This window comes from Janthinobacterium sp. FW305-129, from assembly GCF_020858115.1.
Lineage (GTDB): Bacteria > Pseudomonadota > Gammaproteobacteria > Burkholderiales > Burkholderiaceae_D > Janthinobacterium.
The window spans coordinates 359,972-374,586 of sequence record NZ_JACYMM010000008.1 but is presented as its reverse complement, the minus strand read 5'-3'; the positions used below and the strand labels follow the sequence as shown (position 1 = coordinate 374,586).

Annotated in this window: 10 protein-coding genes; 3 read left to right on the top strand and 7 right to left on the bottom strand. The window is 66.7% G+C overall.

Annotated features, from left to right (window positions below):
- Window positions 1–112: 112 nt before the first annotated feature.
- The 3 genes from IGS61_RS18550 to IGS61_RS18540 are packed head-to-tail and all read right to left on the bottom strand — an operon-like array spanning window position 113 to window position 2,468.
- On the bottom strand, window positions 113–1,291 hold the full coding sequence (locus IGS61_RS18550) for a methyltransferase (RefSeq protein ID WP_230541016.1): 1,179 nt from the start codon (window positions 1,289–1,291) through the stop codon (window positions 113–115).
- Window positions 1,292–1,349: 58 nt separating this feature from the next.
- The gene (locus tag IGS61_RS18545) at window positions 1,350–2,198 is read right to left on the bottom strand and encodes a hypothetical protein (protein ID WP_230541015.1); all 849 of its coding nucleotides are present in this window, start codon (window positions 2,196–2,198) and stop codon (window positions 1,350–1,352) included.
- A 60-nt stretch (window positions 2,199–2,258) separates the two neighbouring features.
- A complete protein-coding gene (locus IGS61_RS18540; RefSeq protein ID WP_034755039.1) occupies window positions 2,259–2,468 on the bottom strand; it encodes a hypothetical protein in 210 nt (69 codons plus the stop codon).
- A gap of 178 nt (window positions 2,469–2,646) precedes the next feature.
- Between IGS61_RS18540 and IGS61_RS18535 the strand changes: the two genes are divergently transcribed.
- Entirely contained in the window at window positions 2,647–2,814 is a 168-nt protein-coding gene (locus IGS61_RS18535; protein ID WP_168208539.1) for a hypothetical protein, read from the top strand.
- A 4-nt stretch (window positions 2,815–2,818) separates the two neighbouring features.
- On the opposite strand, the gene IGS61_RS18530 is transcribed toward IGS61_RS18535, so the two are convergent.
- Genes IGS61_RS18530 through IGS61_RS18520 form a run of 3 tightly spaced genes read right to left on the bottom strand, consistent with a single transcriptional unit; the run spans window position 2,819 to window position 10,895 of the window.
- Window positions 2,819–6,577 carry an AAA family ATPase gene (locus IGS61_RS18530; RefSeq protein ID WP_230541014.1) on the bottom strand — a complete coding sequence of 1,253 codons (3,759 nt, stop codon included), beginning with the start codon at window positions 6,575–6,577 and terminating at the stop codon, window positions 2,819–2,821.
- A 16-nt stretch (window positions 6,578–6,593) separates the two neighbouring features.
- Window positions 6,594–7,820: an exonuclease SbcCD subunit D C-terminal domain-containing protein gene (locus IGS61_RS18525; protein WP_230541013.1), complete on the bottom strand. Its 1,227-nt coding sequence runs from the start codon at window positions 7,818–7,820 to the stop codon at window positions 6,594–6,596.
- 54 nt (window positions 7,821–7,874) lie between these two features.
- Window positions 7,875–10,895, bottom strand: coding sequence for a PAS domain-containing protein (locus IGS61_RS18520; RefSeq protein ID WP_230541012.1), 3,021 nt, complete (start codon window positions 10,893–10,895; stop codon window positions 7,875–7,877).
- Between the two features lie 296 nt (window positions 10,896–11,191).
- Here IGS61_RS18520 and IGS61_RS18515 point away from each other — a divergent pair, with 296 nt between their 5' ends.
- Together IGS61_RS18515 and IGS61_RS18510 are read left to right on the top strand one after the other, a co-directional pair.
- On the top strand, window positions 11,192–11,563 hold the full coding sequence (locus tag IGS61_RS18515) for a YajD family HNH nuclease (RefSeq protein WP_034755042.1): 372 nt from the start codon (window positions 11,192–11,194) through the stop codon (window positions 11,561–11,563).
- Between the two features lie 20 nt (window positions 11,564–11,583).
- Window positions 11,584–12,252, top strand: a complete 669-nt coding sequence (locus IGS61_RS18510) for a response regulator (RefSeq protein WP_230541011.1) — start codon at window positions 11,584–11,586, stop codon at window positions 12,250–12,252.
- 77 nt (window positions 12,253–12,329) lie between these two features.
- Here IGS61_RS18510 and IGS61_RS18505 read toward each other — a convergent pair whose 3' ends face one another.
- The gene (locus IGS61_RS18505) at window positions 12,330–14,474 is read right to left on the bottom strand and encodes a TonB-dependent receptor domain-containing protein (RefSeq protein ID WP_230541010.1); all 2,145 of its coding nucleotides are present in this window, start codon (window positions 14,472–14,474) and stop codon (window positions 12,330–12,332) included.
- Window positions 14,475–14,615 lie beyond the last annotated feature (141 nt).

Below are 14,615 nucleotides of genomic sequence, written 5' to 3'. Positions count from 1 at the left end.
ACAGGATTTGAACCTGTGACCTTCGGGTTATGAGCCCGACGAGCTGCCAGACTGCTCCACCCCGCAGGCGAATTATAGCGGGGTTTGCTGCAATGCGCAATGGCTGACTGGATTACGCCGCCGCCAGGCGCCACAGCGAGGTGATTTCCTGCGAGCGTGCCGCGTGCAGGCTGTCCGTGGCGTCCTGCGCGCGCGGGTGCGTGGGTTTCACGTCCAGGCGGTCGACGACCTTCAAGCCCGCTTGCGCTATCCATTCCAGCAATTGCGCGCGCGGGCGCAGGCCCAGGTGCTCTGCCAGGTCCGACAGGATCAGCCAGCCTTCGCCGCTTGGCTCCAGGTGGTCGGCCAGGCCGGAAAGGAAGCCGCGCAGCATGCGGCTGTCCGGATCGTAGACGGCGTATTCGATCGGCGAGCTGGGGCGGGCCGGCAGCCATGGCGGATTGCACACGACCAGCGGCGCGCGTCCGGCGGGGAACAGGTCGGCCTGCACCACGTCGACCTTGTCGATCAAATCGAGGCGGGCCAGGTTTTCGCGCGCGCAGGACAGGGCGCGCGGATCCTGGTCGGTGGCAACGATGCGCTGAATGCCGCGCTGCGCCAGCACGGCGGCCAGCACGCCCGTGCCGGTGCCGATGTCGAAGGCCAGCTTGGCGCGCGCGGGCAGGGGCGCTTCCGCCACCAGGCCCACGTATTCGCCGCGGATGGGCGCGAACACGCCGTAATGCGGGTGGATGCGCTGGCCCAGGGCCGGCAGTTCCACGCCCGTGCGGCGCCATTCGTGCGCGCCGATCAGGCCCAGCAGTTCGCGCAGCGAGGCGACGAAGGCTTCTTCGCCGCGGCCATACGCTTCATTGCACGCCAGTTTCACGTCCGGCGCGCGGCGCAGCGGGATCGTGTAATCGGCGTCAAAAGGCAGCAGCAGCATGGCCAGGGTGCGGGCGCGCTGCGACTGCGCCTGGCGGTGCAGATGGAAGGCTTCCGTGGCGGTCGGTTCGGGTTTCGCCAGCTTGGCGGCCTTGGCCTTTTTGCTCGGCTTGTCGTTCTTGTGGTCGGCGCGCCGCGCCAGTGCCTGCAGCAGCTGGCGCGCGTTCTGGAAGTCGCCGCGCCACAGCATGGCCGTGCCTTCGCAGGCCAGGCGGTAAGCCTGGTCGGCCGTCGTGCGGTCGTCGGCGATGACGACGCGCTTGGGCGGCGGCATGCCGCTTTCCGAGCGCCAGCGGGCCGAATGTTCGGCGCCGTTTTCGCTCCAGTGGATCTGCGGATGAACGGTAGGGGAAGAAGTGTCGGACATGGGTTTCAATCGATAGAAGGGGGCGCGCGGCATGGTCGCCTGCGCAGGCCGTCTTCCATTATACGTCGCTGGCCGTGCCGTCAGCGGTGTCCGTGCCATAGGCGAGTGCCAGCGCGCGGGCGCGCGCCTGGTCTTCCGGCGTGGTTTCCACGGCTTTGACCGCCGCGTCCGGCTGCACCAGCTTGAGCAAACGCAAGCTCAGGCTGCCCGCCAGGTCGCCATCCTTGCCGCTGGCGCTGGCGCCATCGGCGTTGCCGTTGACGTTGTTATTAAAAATGTTGCTTTGCAATTGCTGGCCCAGCAGCTTGAACAGGTCGTGCAGATTGCCGGCGAAGTGCGTGGCGGGCAACTCCTTGGCGGGCGGGGCGGCGTCATCGGAGGATGTGGCTTCCGGCGCTTCGCCTTGCGTTTGCTCAAGGATGCCAGCGCTGATGTTCGATTGATATTGCACTTCCAGCTCGAAGTCGAAAGTCTGGCCGTCGGCCGTGGTGATCTTGCCCTTGCCGATGAAATGCGCGTTTTCATCGAGGCTGAAGGCGGCCGCGCGGCTGCTGGCGCCTGCGCCCGAGACGCTGGCGCCAGCACTGCTGAAGCTGGAGCCGGCTTGCAGGTCGACGGAATCGAAGGCGATGCTGGCGCCGTCGCCGAACAGCTGGCGTGTCATGTTGTTCAGGAAATCCTGCGCCACGTCGACGGTGGCGTTGCCCAGCGCATCGGTCCGTTGCGACAGCCCCTTGGCCGACAGGTCCAGGCCGTTTTTCGACAGGGCCACCACGTCTTGCGCCGTGCGCTGCATCAGGGGCGAGCCGGCCAGGCCCGTGGCGCTGCCGCCCGTGCGGGACGGTTGCTGGCCAGCCAGCGTAGTCGAGGCGGGTTGACGGCTGGCAAGGGCGGGAAGCTGGGACATGAACAAATTCCGAATGAGCAAGTACTCAGTTAACGGCAGTCGTGTCCCATTCTTTAACCATTAGTGGTGGTGCGACCAGCTACCATCCGCCGACTCCAGGTAGGACTTGACGGCATCGGCCTGGCCCGTGGCGTGGCGCTTGAGTTCGCCGCATGCGCAAATGCCCTGATACGGCTGGATATGCGAGCAGGCGGAGACTTTTTGCAGGTAGACCTGCATGGATTTGTGACATTTTACGCACTTGAAGGTGAGGCTGCGGGCGGCTTTCATGGGTTTCCTTGAACTGTTGCGGGGCGTAGAGTTCATCTACGCGAAGGCGGCGATTTTAACGCACTCCGGCCATCGTTACACGTTGTTGCATCTGCGCCACGCGCAGGTCAACTGAATCCGCGCCATGACGTTGAACGTATATAGGAGGTCGTCTGACCGCCATTGAAGAGGTAGCACCATGGACAAGCATGACAAGGAAAAGCCTGTACAGCCCGCCAAGGAGCTGGTCAGGAAGTGGCTGAAAGCGGAACTGGCACAACGCCGGCCGCCGCCCGACCCCGAGCAGATCCGCCGCGAACTGGGCTGGGATATGCTCAAGCTGTGCCGGGAGCCGGCCAGCCGCTAGCGACTCAGCGCACCGTCACCACGCTCCTGCCGCCCGAACCAGGCTGCACGAGGATGCGGGTGGCGATGCGCTCCGTCATTTCCTGGACGTGCGAGATGACGCCGACCTTGCGGCCCATCGCTTGCAGGCCGTCGAGCGCATCCATGGCCACGCGCAGGGTTTCCGTGTCCAGGCTGCCGAAGCCCTCGTCGATGAACAGCGATTCCACGCGCACGCGGTTCGATGACAGCGAGGCCAGGCCCAGCGCCAGGGCCAGCGAGACGAGGAACGATTCGCCGCCCGACAGCGAATGCACGGAGCGCAGCTCGCCGCCCATGTCCTGGTCGCGCACCATCAGGCCCAGCGACGGATTGTTCGGGTTGTCGATGCGTTCGAGCTGATAGCGGCGCGCCAGGTGGTTCAGGTGCGCGTTGGCATAGCCGAGCAGCACTTCCAAGGTGAATTGCTGCGCGTAGTTGCGGAATTTCTTGCCGTCGGCCGAGCCGATCAATTCATTCAGGCTGGCCCAGCGCCGCTCGATGACGGCCTGCGCCTCGATCTGCGCCAGCATCGCTTGCGCACCGTGGCGCCGCGCGTCGTCCTGCGCGATGGCCAGGCGCAGGCGCGTCGCTTCCTGGTTGGCCGCCTGGCGTTCCAGCAGCAGTGCATCGAGCGCCGCCTGCAGCGCGGCCGAGTCCGTTTCCAGGCCGTCTGGCGGCTGTGCCAGGTGCGCCGCCAGCTGCTGCCGGCGCTCGGCCAGCACGGAAGCGGCCGCCGTGTGACGGTCGGCGATCGCTTGCAGCGCGTCGCGTTCGGCGCGCATCGCTTCCGGTGCGATGGCCAGGTGCGTACGCAAGGCGTTCATGTCGGCGGGCGCATGGGCCGGATGGGCATTCTGGAACTGGCGCAGCCAGTCGTGCAGGGCGGCGCTGGCGCCGTGTTCCTGTTCACGCAAGGCGGCCAGGCGCTGCGACAATTGCGCGCACGCTTCTTCCAGGCGCGTGCGCTGCTGGCTGGCCGATTGCGCCGCCGTTTGCTGCCGCGCCAGCAGCTCCCTGGCTGCCGCGATGGCGCCTGCCAGTGCGCGCTCGACCTCGGCCACGCTCTGGCCTTGCCATAGCGCGTGGCGTTCCGCCTGCATTGCCGTGCGCTGCTTGTCGGCGGCGGCAAAGGCGGCGTGGGCTTCCTGCGCCGCTTGCTGCGCCTTGGCGGCGGCCAGCAGTGCAGCTTCCAGCTGCGCGGCCAGGGTCGCCAGCGCGTGGCCGCGGTGGTCCTGGTCCGCCTGCTGTTTCAGCCATTGCCGGCTTTCCGTTTCACGCGCCGCGCGGAAGGCGGCCGGGCCGGCGCGCCAGCCGTCTTTCCAGTCCTCGGCGCCATCGGCGTCGGCAAACGCGCCATCGAGCTGCGCCAGCAAGGCATCGAGCGCAGCGCGCGCCGTCTCGCCCTTGTCGGCGTTGCCCGCTTGCTGCGCCTGCAGCTGCGCCAGCCGCGCTTGCGTTTCGGCGACGGCGCTTGTGCAGCGCGCGTGCTCGCTCGACGCCAGTTCGTGCGCCGCCTGCGCCTGCTCGCGCCGCGCGCCGGCCTGGCGCAGCGCCGTTTCCTGCTGCGCCAGCGCCTGCAAACCGGCCGCATTGGCCGCCAGCTGCCGCGCGAACCAGTCCGCGCGCTGATTTTCCTGCGGCAGTTGCAGGGTATCGGCATGCGGCTGCCACTGCGCGAGCAAGCTGTCGATGGCGGGCGGCAGGGCCGCCAGCTCGGCATCCGTCTGCGCCTGTTCGCGCGCCGTCGCGGCCAGCGCCGCCTTGTGCGTGGCCAACCGCTCCAGATTGCCGCGCGCCTGCGTGCGGCAAGCCAGCACGTCATCCTGCAAACTGGCCAGCATCGCCTGCAAGGCGTCGTCGGCGTGGCTGTACGGGTGTTCCAGCGCGCCGCAGACGGGGCAGGGCTGCTCGTCCTGCAAATTGGCGCGCAGCTGCTCGACGCTGGCCGCGCATGCCGCTTCCGCCCCTTTCAAGGATTTTTCCGCCTGCGCCAGGCGCGCTTCCAGCAGCGGCGTTTGCGCCGCTGCCGCCGCCAATGCCGTACTTTCCATCTGCGCGGCCTGCGCCAGCTGGGCCGCCCTGGCTTGCCAGTGCGCCAGTGCCTGCTGCTGGCGCGCCAGTTCGCTCCAGGTCTTTTCCGCGCTGGTCAACGTGCGCGCGTGCGTCTCCAGCTGGCCGCGCTGTTCCTGCAGCCCTTGGCCATCGATGGCTTGCACGGCCGTTTGCGCCTCGCGCCGTTCCGCCTCGCGCACGGCCAGGACGGCGGCGGCACTGGCCAGCGCCGCTTGCGCCGCCTGCGTGGCGTCCAAGGCCTGGCGCACCTGCTGTCTTGACTCGGCCATGCTGGCGTCGGCCGCATCGGCTTGCGCGGCCGCTTGCCCGGCCTGGGCAAACAATTGATCCCACAACTGCCACGATTGCGCCAGCGCCTGCCATTGCTGGTGCGATGCCAGCCACTGGCGGCCCGTTTCCTGTTCCGTTAGTGCCGCGTGCTGGCGCTGCTGCAGCGCGTGCAGCGCGGCGCGCGCCGCTTCGTTGGCCTGGTCGGCGGCCAGGGCGCCATCTTGCGCCTGGCGGTACGCGGGCACCTGCGCCGCAACGCCCGCGTCGAGCGCCTTGGCCCGGTCGAGCAAGGGCGCCGCATCGCGCTGCGCCGCTTCCGTGGCAAGCAAGGCCGCTGCCGCTTGCTGCACGGCCTGCGCCAGCTGCGCTTCGCTGGCGATGGCTTGCGCGGCCTGCGCGCGCGACGCTTCCAGCGCGGCGCCCGTGCCGGCGATGTCGCTGGCCAGGCGCGCCACGCCGTCGATCAGGGGCCGTGCCGGCTGCAGCAATTCCCACTGCGCCAGCGCCGCGCGGCGTTCTTCCGCAGCGGTCCGTTCGGCATCCGCGCCGTCCAGCGCCTCTTGCGCGGCCGCCGCCTGGCTTTGCAGCTTGTGCGTCTCCTGGTGCCAGCGCTGCTGCAATTCCAGCACCGCCTTGCGCAGGTCGATGGTGTGCAGGGCCGCTTCGGCGGCCTCACCCAGCGTTGCCGTTTCAGCACGTTCTTCCGGCGACAATGGCCGCTGATCGGCCAGTTTTTCGCCCAGGCGTTCGAGAACCTGCTTTTCCTTCTTTGCCCGCTCGAAGGCGCGCATGGAAATGTCCGTATACATGCTGCTGCCCGTCAGGGTTTCCAGCAATTCGCCCCGCTCATTGTCTTCCGTTTTCAGGAAGGTGGAAAACTCGTTCTGCGCCAGCAGCACGGCGCGCGTAAACTGGTCGAAGGACAGGCCGATACGTTTTTCGATCTCTTCCTTCACCTCCGTCTTGGTGCCGCCGATGGGCTGCAGCGCGGGCAGCTGGTGCAAGCTCATGGCGGTCGCCTGCAGCGCGCCTTCCGCCTTGGTACGCGAGCGGCGCACGCTCCAGCGCGCGCGGTAGCTTGCGCCGTCGTTGCCGACAAAGTCCACCTGCGCGTAACCTTCGGGCGTGCCGCGGCGCAGCAGGGTGCGCGTATCCTGCGCGTTGACGGTTTCCTTGCCCACGTCGGGCAGGGCGCTGCCCCGGCCCAGCACTTTCAGCAGGCGCGGCGTGGCGTCGTACAGGGCCAGGCACAGGGCGTCGAGCAGGGTGCTCTTGCCCGCGCCCGTGGGGCCGCTGATGGCGAACAGGCCGGATGACGCCAGCGGCTCCTGCTGGAAGTCGACTTCAAATTCGCCGGCCAGCGAAGCCAGGTTCTTGCCGCTGATTTTCAGTATTTTCATGGTTTTTCAGGTACGCTCAGGCGCCAGGCAGCAGCAGTTCGGCCAGGGCCGAGAGGAGTTCGGGCGGCGCTTCCTTCGCGTATTTTTGCTGGTACAGGCGGCGGAAGATGTCGTCCGGCTGCAGCTGGCCCAATTGGTCGAGTGTCATGTTTTCGGGGGCGCTGCCGCGCGCGGCGCTCGACGTTTCGATCTTCGCCAGGCGCACGCTCTTGCCGTCGAGCGCCGTTTCGATGCGCGTGCGCAGGCCCGGTTCGGGCGCATCGAGGCGCACGCGCACTTCCAGGAACGGCTGCGCTTCGGCCGGTGCGTCCGGCACGTCGAGGGCGGCCAGCTGTTCCAGCACTTCGTTGATGGGCGCCGGGGTGGCCGGCACGCGCAGCAGGGGCACGGCGCGCGGCACGGCGATGGCGCGCACCTCGCGTAACTGCTCGCCGTCGATGTCGAGGCACAGCACCTGGTGGCGGTAGTTTACTTCGGCGAACGACAGCGGTATCGGGCTGCCGCAATAGCGGATGCGTTCCTGCCCGCCCACGGCCTGCGCCTTGTGCAAATGGCCCAGCGCCGCATACGCGATGGACGTATCGAAGATCCCCGATGGCAGCATTTCCGTGCCGCCGATGACGATGCGGCGTTCGGAATCGTTCGACATTTCGCCGCCCACCATGTGGCAGTGGCCCATGGCGATGATGGCTTGCCCGGGCTGGCGGCGCGCCAGCGCCAGGTCGGTCAATTGGCGGTACAGCAGGGCGATGCCGCCCAGGTAGGCGTCCTGCGTGTCGCCGGCCGGCAGTTTCGGCACATCGCCGGGGCGGAGAAAAGGCACGGCCAGGCACCAGGCCTGTACCTGGCCATCGCTGCCGGTGAGCGGCAGCAGCAGGCGTTCCAGGTCGATCTGGCCATCGTCGCCGCGCAGCAAATGGCCGATCACGTGGGTGCCATGCGCGGCCAGCAGGGGGCCGGGCGCTTCCAGCCGTCCGGCCGAATCGTGGTTGCCGGCGACGACGACGAGCTGCAGCGCGGGCAGGCGCGCGCGCGCCTGCTGCAGGAAGACATACAGCTGCTTCTGCGAGGCGGCGGAAGGATTGGCATTGTCGAACACGTCGCCGGCGACGAGCAGCACGTCGACCTGCTCGGCCACGAGCGTGTCGAGCAGCCAGTCGAGGAAGCGCTGGTGTTCGTAGCCCCTTTCAAAATTGTGCAGGGTCTGGCCCAGATGCCAGTCGGAAGTGTGCAGCAGGCGCATGGTGGGCCAAGGGTAGGGAAGACAGGCGCCAATATAGCAGGAATGGCGCCTGTCTCACGCTGTCAGCACGCCTGCGCGATAAGTATTGCGCCCATCCTGCTTGGCCTGGTACAGCAGCACGTCGGCCCGCTGCAGCAGCACGGCGGGAGAAATGTCTTCGTCGCGGTAGAAGGCCAGGCCGATGCTGGCGGAAATGCGCACGCTGATGCCGTCGAGTTCGAACGGCTGCCGCATGGCGGCGACGATTTTTTCGGCCAGCACGGCCGCGTCGTCGGGGCGGGCGATCTGTTCCATGATGATGGTGAATTCGTCGCCGCCCAGGCGGGCGATGATGTCGGTGGCGCGCATGGTTTGCGTCAGGCGCTGGGCGAAGGCGCGCAGCAGGGCGTCGCCCGTGCCGTGGCCGTGCGTGTCGTTGACGGGCTTGAAGCGGTCGATATCCATGTACATGACGGCCATCAGGCGCTGCTGCTGGCGGCTGGCGTGCATGGCGTCGCTGAGTTTCTGCTGGAAGCCGGCGCGGTTCGACAGCCCCGTCAGCGCGTCGACCTGGGCCAGTTTCAGCAGGCGCTGCTTTTCGCGCTTTTGCACGGTGATATCCTGGCGCATCACGTGAAAACCCACCACCTGCAGCTTGTCTTCGCCGATCTGCGGGATGTAGATCACCTCCATGCAGCGCTCGATGCCTTCCTTTTCATCTTCCTCTTCAAAACTCAGGGTTTCGCCGGCCAGCACGCGCCCGATATATGGCGCCACCGTGCCGTAGCGCGCCTCGCCCACGGTGTCGCGCACGCTCTTGCCCAGCACCTGGCGGCCCGTCAGGCCGAATTCGCGTTCGTAGGCGATGTTCAGGAAGCGGTAGACCTGGTCGGCGTCGATGTAGGCGATCATGGCCGGCAGGGTGTCGGCGATGGTGCGCAGCCGTGCTTCGCTTTCCAGCAGCGCCACTTCCGATTCGCGCAAGGTGGTGATGTCGTCCAGGCTGCCCACGTAGCCTTCGATGCTGCCGTCGATGAGGATGGGGGCAATTTTGACGGAGACCCAGACCAGCCTGCCGTCGCGCTGCAGGCAGCGCAGGGTGGACTGGAATGGCGCGTGGCTGCGCGTGAGCTGTTCCAGCGCCACGTGCATCAGCGGGTAGTCGTCCGGGTGCAGGGCGCTGGTCCAGCCGGCGCCCAGCGCGGCGGCGCGCGGCAGGCCCGTGATGGCTTCGAAGGTGCGGTTGACGTAGGTGCAGCGGCGCTGGCGGTCCAGGCGCACCAGCCCGAGCGGCGAGGCGTCGTTGACGGCGGCCAGTTCGGCCTGTTTCTGGCGCAGTTCCAGTTCCTGCTGGCGGCGCTGCGAGATATCCTCGGCGATGCACAGGATATGTTCGACCTGCTGGCGCTCGTCGAACACGGGCACGGAGACGGCGCGCAGGTAGCGCAGGCTGCCGTCAAGCAGGCGCAGCGGCTTTTCCGTATGGTCGATGACACCCCGTTCGGCCAGAATGGCGCGGTCGTCCTCGGCGTCGTGCAGGCCAAAGCCGGGCGGAAAGGCCTGGCAATCGGTCTTGCCGATGACGTCGGCGGCCAGGTGGCCGGTGATATCCTCGGCCGCCTTGTTCCACACTTCCATCCGGCCGAAGTTTTCCGGGCGCGCGCTTTTCACGTAGACCAGCACGGGCAAATGGTCGATCAGCGACTGCAGGAAGCTGCGGTTGTCCTGCAGCGCCAGTTCGTCGTGCTTGCGTGCGCTGATGTCGCGCGAGGTGACGGCCACGCCGTCGGCGATCGGCACCACCTGGTGGCGCAGCCAGCGCGTGCCGCCCGAGGCCAGTTTCAGCTCGAATTCATCTTCCAGCGGCTGGCCCGTTTCCATCACCAGCACGAAGCGCTTGAAAAAGCGCTCGCCGCGCAGCAGCGGCACGCGCGGCAGCACGCGCTGCCCCAATAGTTCCGAGCGCGGCTTGCCCAGCATGTCGGCGGCCCGCTCGTTGACGTCGGCGAAGATGAAGTCTTCCACCGGCTTGCCCGGCGCGGGGCGCCAGGCTTTCAGCAGCAGCACGGCATCGAGGCTGCCCTGGTGTGCCGCGCGCAGCAAGGCTTGCGTTTCCGTGGCCTGGCGGATGCTGCGGCGCAGGCGCGCGCTCTGGCGCATCAGCAGGGCCGTAAAGCCGGCGATGAGCACGCTGGCGGCGAGCAGCGCGCCGACATACGCCAGGCGGCGGTGTTCGAAGCGGGCCAGGGCGACGGCACTGCTCACGCCCACCACGGCCAGCAGCGGATAGCGCGGCAGCTCGCGGTAGCTGTAGATGCGCGCCGTCGCGTCGACTGGCGGCTCGATCAGCAGTTCCTCGGGCGCGTGCGGCGGCGGTCCCGGCATGCGGAAGTCGATGCGGTCGCTGAGGATCAATTGCTCGCCGATGCGCCCCACCGTCAGGCCGCTGTCGCGCGCCACCAGCATCAGCGCGCCCTGTTCGTCGAGGTTCAGGCGGTCGTAATCGTCGACAAAATACGTGGGGTCGACGTGGATGACGATGGCGCCGGCAAAGCGGCCCTGCGCATCGTTCAGGCGGCGCGCCAGGCGGATGGTCCAGTGCTTGCTGCCCGCGTCCAGCATGGGCGTGTCGACCAGGGCCGTGTCGGACGCATTCGCGGCCAGCGCCCTGAAAAACGGCTGGCTGGCCAGGTTTTCCGGCAAATACGCGTTGGCGCTGTCGATCACGTCGCCGTGCGCGTCGACCAGCGCGATCGGCAATGCCAGCTTCGACGGCAGCACGCTGTCGAGCAGGCCCTGGCGGCGCGTGAATTCATTCAGGCGCAGGGCGCCGTCCGTTTCCTCGTATTTGAGCTTGAACAATTGCGTGGCGTGATCCGTCTGGCGCAAGGTGAAACTGGTGTGGTCGGCCAGGGTACGCGCCAGCGACTGGCTGACGGCCACGGCGTCGCGCACGGCGCTGGCCCGCTCCTGGCCCACCTGGTACAAGACGGCCGCCCACAGCGCCAGCAGCAGGATGAGCGCGAACAGGGGCACCAGGCTGAGACGGTACAGGCGGCGGGCAAGGCGTTGCAGGGGTCTTGTTATCGCTATCACGGGCGCTTGCAGGCTAGATTGATGAAAAGGGGAACGTGGAGGAGCGGCGTGGCGCGCATGATAGCCGAATCGGCCCGCTTGCGCTGCGCCCTGTTGCTGCTCCCCACCGTCCGTTCGTAGTCTGTCGCTGATCCTATTCTGCGTTAATTCTGCGTTAAATCAAACATGCGTGGCGCTGCGCATGCTAAAAAAAGCGCCATGCTGCCGGCACGGGCGTGGCGAGTGGCAGAAAAAGTACAATTCGGCTTGCATCCTCATTAAAATGGTGGCTTCTTCCTCCCATATCGAAAGTTGTCATGCAGAGTAAAAAGCCCGACGCGGCAAGACTGGACAAGATCGTGGCCGAAGCGCGCCGCGCCGCCGACCAGCGCGAGAGCGGCTACCGCGAGCGCTCGCTGAAGATGTATCCGTGGGTGTGCGGCCGCTGCATGCGCGAATTTACGCGTGCCAACGTGCAGCAACTGACGGTGCACCACCGCGACCATAACCACGACAACAATCCGCCCGATGGCAGCAACTGGGAACTGCTGTGTCTGTATTGCCACGACAATGAGCACTCGCGCTACCTGGAAGCGGATCGTGGCGCCGGCCTGCTGTCGGCCGAGGTGGCGCCCGCCACGCACAATCCGTTCGCCGCGCTGGCGGGCCTGATCAAGAAAAAGGACTGAGCGGGCCGCGCCGCTTTCCCATGCGCATCCTGCTGACCGAAGACGACCCGCAGCTGGGCCGCGCCACGCAGATCGGCCTGGAACAGGGCGGCTACGCCGTCGACTGGGTCACGAGCGCCGAACATGCGCACACGGCCGTGCGCCTGCACGACTATGCCTGCATCCTGCTCGACCTGGGCTTGCCGGGGCAGGACGGCATGCAGGCGCTGGGTGTGCTGCGCGATAACGGCTACAGCGGCGCCGTGCTGGTCGTCACGGCGCGCGACCAGGTGGGCGAGCGCATCGCCGGCTTGGACGCGGGCGCCGACGACTTCATCGTGAAACCGTTCGACCTCGACGAGCTGGCCGCCCGCATCCGCAGCGCCTGCCGCCGCGCCGCGGGCCGCCTGCGCGAGCACCTCGTGCACGGCGACCTGGTGCTTGACATCGCGGACCGGCAGGTGACGCAAGGGGGCGTGCCCGTGACCTTGACGGTGAAGGAATTCCGCATCCTGCAACTGCTGCTGGAACACGGCGGACGCGTGCTGAGCCGGGAACAGCTGGAAAAAAACCTGTACAGCTGGGGCGGCGAGGTGGAAAGCAATGCCGTGCAAGTGCACATCCACCACCTGCGCAAGAAGCTGGGGCGGGACTTGATACGCACGGTGCATGCGATCGGCTATTGCATTGATAAAGCGCAAACGGCTTGATGAAAAAACGGGCTACCCTGAGGCAGCCCGTTCGATGTTGACGCGGATGACGCCTTACATCATCAGACCTTACATCGTCAGAAATCCACGCTGGCCGACAGCCACAGACGGCGTCCGTCCAGGCTGTTGACGTAGCGGTTGGCGTAGTTCAAGGCCGGTGCGCGGTACGGCTGGTAGTCGATGAAGTCCTTGTTGAGCAGGTTGTACACGGCCGCGTTCAGGGTGACGCGCTGGTTCAGCTGGTAACTGCTGCCCAGGTGCAGCATGGTGTAGCCCTTGTAGTCGCCCAGCGCGGCCTTGGCGGCGCGCGTGGAAGCCGAGGTGCCTGGATCGCGGAAGCGCTCGCTGCGGTACTCGGCGCGCAGCCAGCCATTCCATGCGCGCGAGATATCCCAGCTCAAACGGGCGTTGACGGCGTGCTTGGGCGTGTCGCTCAGCGGTTTGCCCGCATTGCTGCCGCTCTTCTGTTCGCTTTCCGTGTACGTGTAGTTGGCGCTGGCCGACAAGGTTTTGCCCAGCGGGAAGCGCGTGTTCAGTTCGACGCCGCGGGTGACGGCCTCATCCACGTTGACGGATTGGCCAAACGCATCGACATTCGGCCAGTTGCCGAAGCTGACGCAGCCGGGACGGTTCGGCGACGGACGGTAGCTGCAATTGACGAGGCCCGTGCCCGTCGTGATCTTGTCCTTGAATGTATTGTTGAACACGGTGCCGCTGGCGGTCCAGCCGGCCAGGTTGTCGAAGTAGGCGCCGATTTCTGTTGTCGTGCTCGTCTCCGGCTTCAGGTTCGGGCTGCCGACGAGCGGGATCGTGCCCTGGCCGCCGAAACCGTTGATGCCTGGGGACAATTGCTCCACGCGCGGCGTCTTGTAACCCTTGCTGACGCCGCCCTTGACTGTCCAGCTCGGCGTCGCGTTCCACACGGCATAGGCGCGTGGGCTGGTCTGGCCGCCAAAGATGCTGTGATCGTCATAGCGGGCGCCGAAGGTCAGCGCGAGATTCTCCAGCACCTGCCATTCGTCTTCCAGGAACAGGGCTTTTTGCGTGAATTCGAATTTTTTCGGCGCCACGCCGTCCGTCATGTCCGCTTTCCACCATTGCGCGCCGACGGTCGCCATGTGTTTGCCCAAAGGCATGACCAATTTGGTGTCGAACACCTGGCTTTCCACTTCCAGCGTGCGCGCGCTGCCGGCGACGGCGCCCGGCGTGCCAGGCGGAATCGTGCGGCCCAGGGTTTCCGTCTTGTTCACCATGTAGCTGCTGTCGAGGGTGCCGAAGCCGAAGCGGCCCGTGTGCGACAGGGTCCACTGGTCGCGGTTGTATTTCTGCTCGGGACCGTAGCCGCCCTGCAAGCCCAGGGTGCCCAGCTGCTTCTTCGAATTGTCGTAGGTCTGGCGGCCCGCGTCGGCGTCGAGGATGACGGTGTGGTGGCGGTTTGGCGTGAAGGCCAGGCGCGCGCCGAAGTTGTCGATGTCCGCGCGCACGGGATTGGCGCCCATGTTCGGGGTGACTTCCGCACCGGCCGCGTCGCTGTAGCGGATGTCGGCCGCGTCGCGGCGCTGCTTGCTGCCGCGCAGGGACAGGCCCAGCAGGTCGGTGGCGATGGGGCCGCTCAGGTAGAAGCGGCCGCTTTTCACGTCGCCGAAGTCCGATTCCTGCTGCACGGTGTAGTCGGCCGAGACGGAACCCATCCACTGCTTGCCCACCTTGCGCGTGATGATGTTGATCACGCCGCCCATGGCGTCCGAGCCGTACAGGGTCGACATGGGGCCGCGGATGATCTCGATGCGCTCGATGGCGGCCAGCGGCGGCATGAAGCTCGTCTGCGTGCCGCCGAAACCGTTCGGCGTGACATTGCCGGCCGCGTTCTGGCGGCGTCCGTCGATCAGCACCAGGGTGTAGTCGCTGGGCATGCCCCGGATGCTGATGTTCATGCCGCCCGTCTTGTCGCCCGCCGCGCCCACGTCGATGCCTTCCACGCTTTCCAGCGCCTGCGTCAGGTTGCCGAAGCGTTCCTTCGACAGTTCTTCACGCGTCAGCACCGTGATCGAGGCCGGCGCCTGCTTGATGTCCTGCTCGAAACCGGAGGCGGAAACCACCACTTCCGGCATGCTGGCAGGCGTGCCCGTCTGGGCGTGGGCCGGCAGCCAGGACAGGGCGGCGAGCGCCAGGGCAAGCGTGGTGGGGCGCGGCAGGCGCGCGCGGCGGGGGCTGTGGGACATGCAAACTCCTGGAAGGTGGATTAGTTATTGGTCTGTATTGTTTGAGTAATGGGAATCATGAAAGCAATAAGAATCATTTACAATTACGGGCATGGCTTTCCCAAAAATATTTCGCTCCGGATCATGCGCAGAAGTTCTTAA

What these genes read in the sequence shown, in the direction of transcription:
- IGS61_RS18550 (WP_230541016.1), bottom strand. Translation starts at nt 1,291, where the DNA reads ATGTCCGACACTTCTTCCCCTACCGTTCATCCGCAGATCCACTGGAGC.
- IGS61_RS18545 (WP_230541015.1), bottom strand. Translation starts at nt 2,198, where the DNA reads ATGTCCCAGCTTCCCGCCCTTGCCAGCCGTCAACCCGCCTCGACTACG.
- IGS61_RS18540 (WP_034755039.1), bottom strand. Translation starts at nt 2,468, where the DNA reads ATGAAAGCCGCCCGCAGCCTCACCTTCAAGTGCGTAAAATGTCACAAA.
- IGS61_RS18535 (WP_168208539.1), top strand. Translation starts at nt 2,647, where the DNA reads ATGGACAAGCATGACAAGGAAAAGCCTGTACAGCCCGCCAAGGAGCTG.
- IGS61_RS18530 (WP_230541014.1), bottom strand. Translation starts at nt 6,577, where the DNA reads ATGAAAATACTGAAAATCAGCGGCAAGAACCTGGCTTCGCTGGCCGGC.
- IGS61_RS18525 (WP_230541013.1), bottom strand. Translation starts at nt 7,820, where the DNA reads ATGCGCCTGCTGCACACTTCCGACTGGCATCTGGGCCAGACCCTGCAC.
- IGS61_RS18515 (WP_034755042.1), top strand. Translation starts at nt 11,192, where the DNA reads ATGCAGAGTAAAAAGCCCGACGCGGCAAGACTGGACAAGATCGTGGCC.
- IGS61_RS18510 (WP_230541011.1), top strand. Translation starts at nt 11,584, where the DNA reads ATGCGCATCCTGCTGACCGAAGACGACCCGCAGCTGGGCCGCGCCACG.
- IGS61_RS18505 (WP_230541010.1), bottom strand. Translation starts at nt 14,474, where the DNA reads ATGTCCCACAGCCCCCGCCGCGCGCGCCTGCCGCGCCCCACCACGCTT.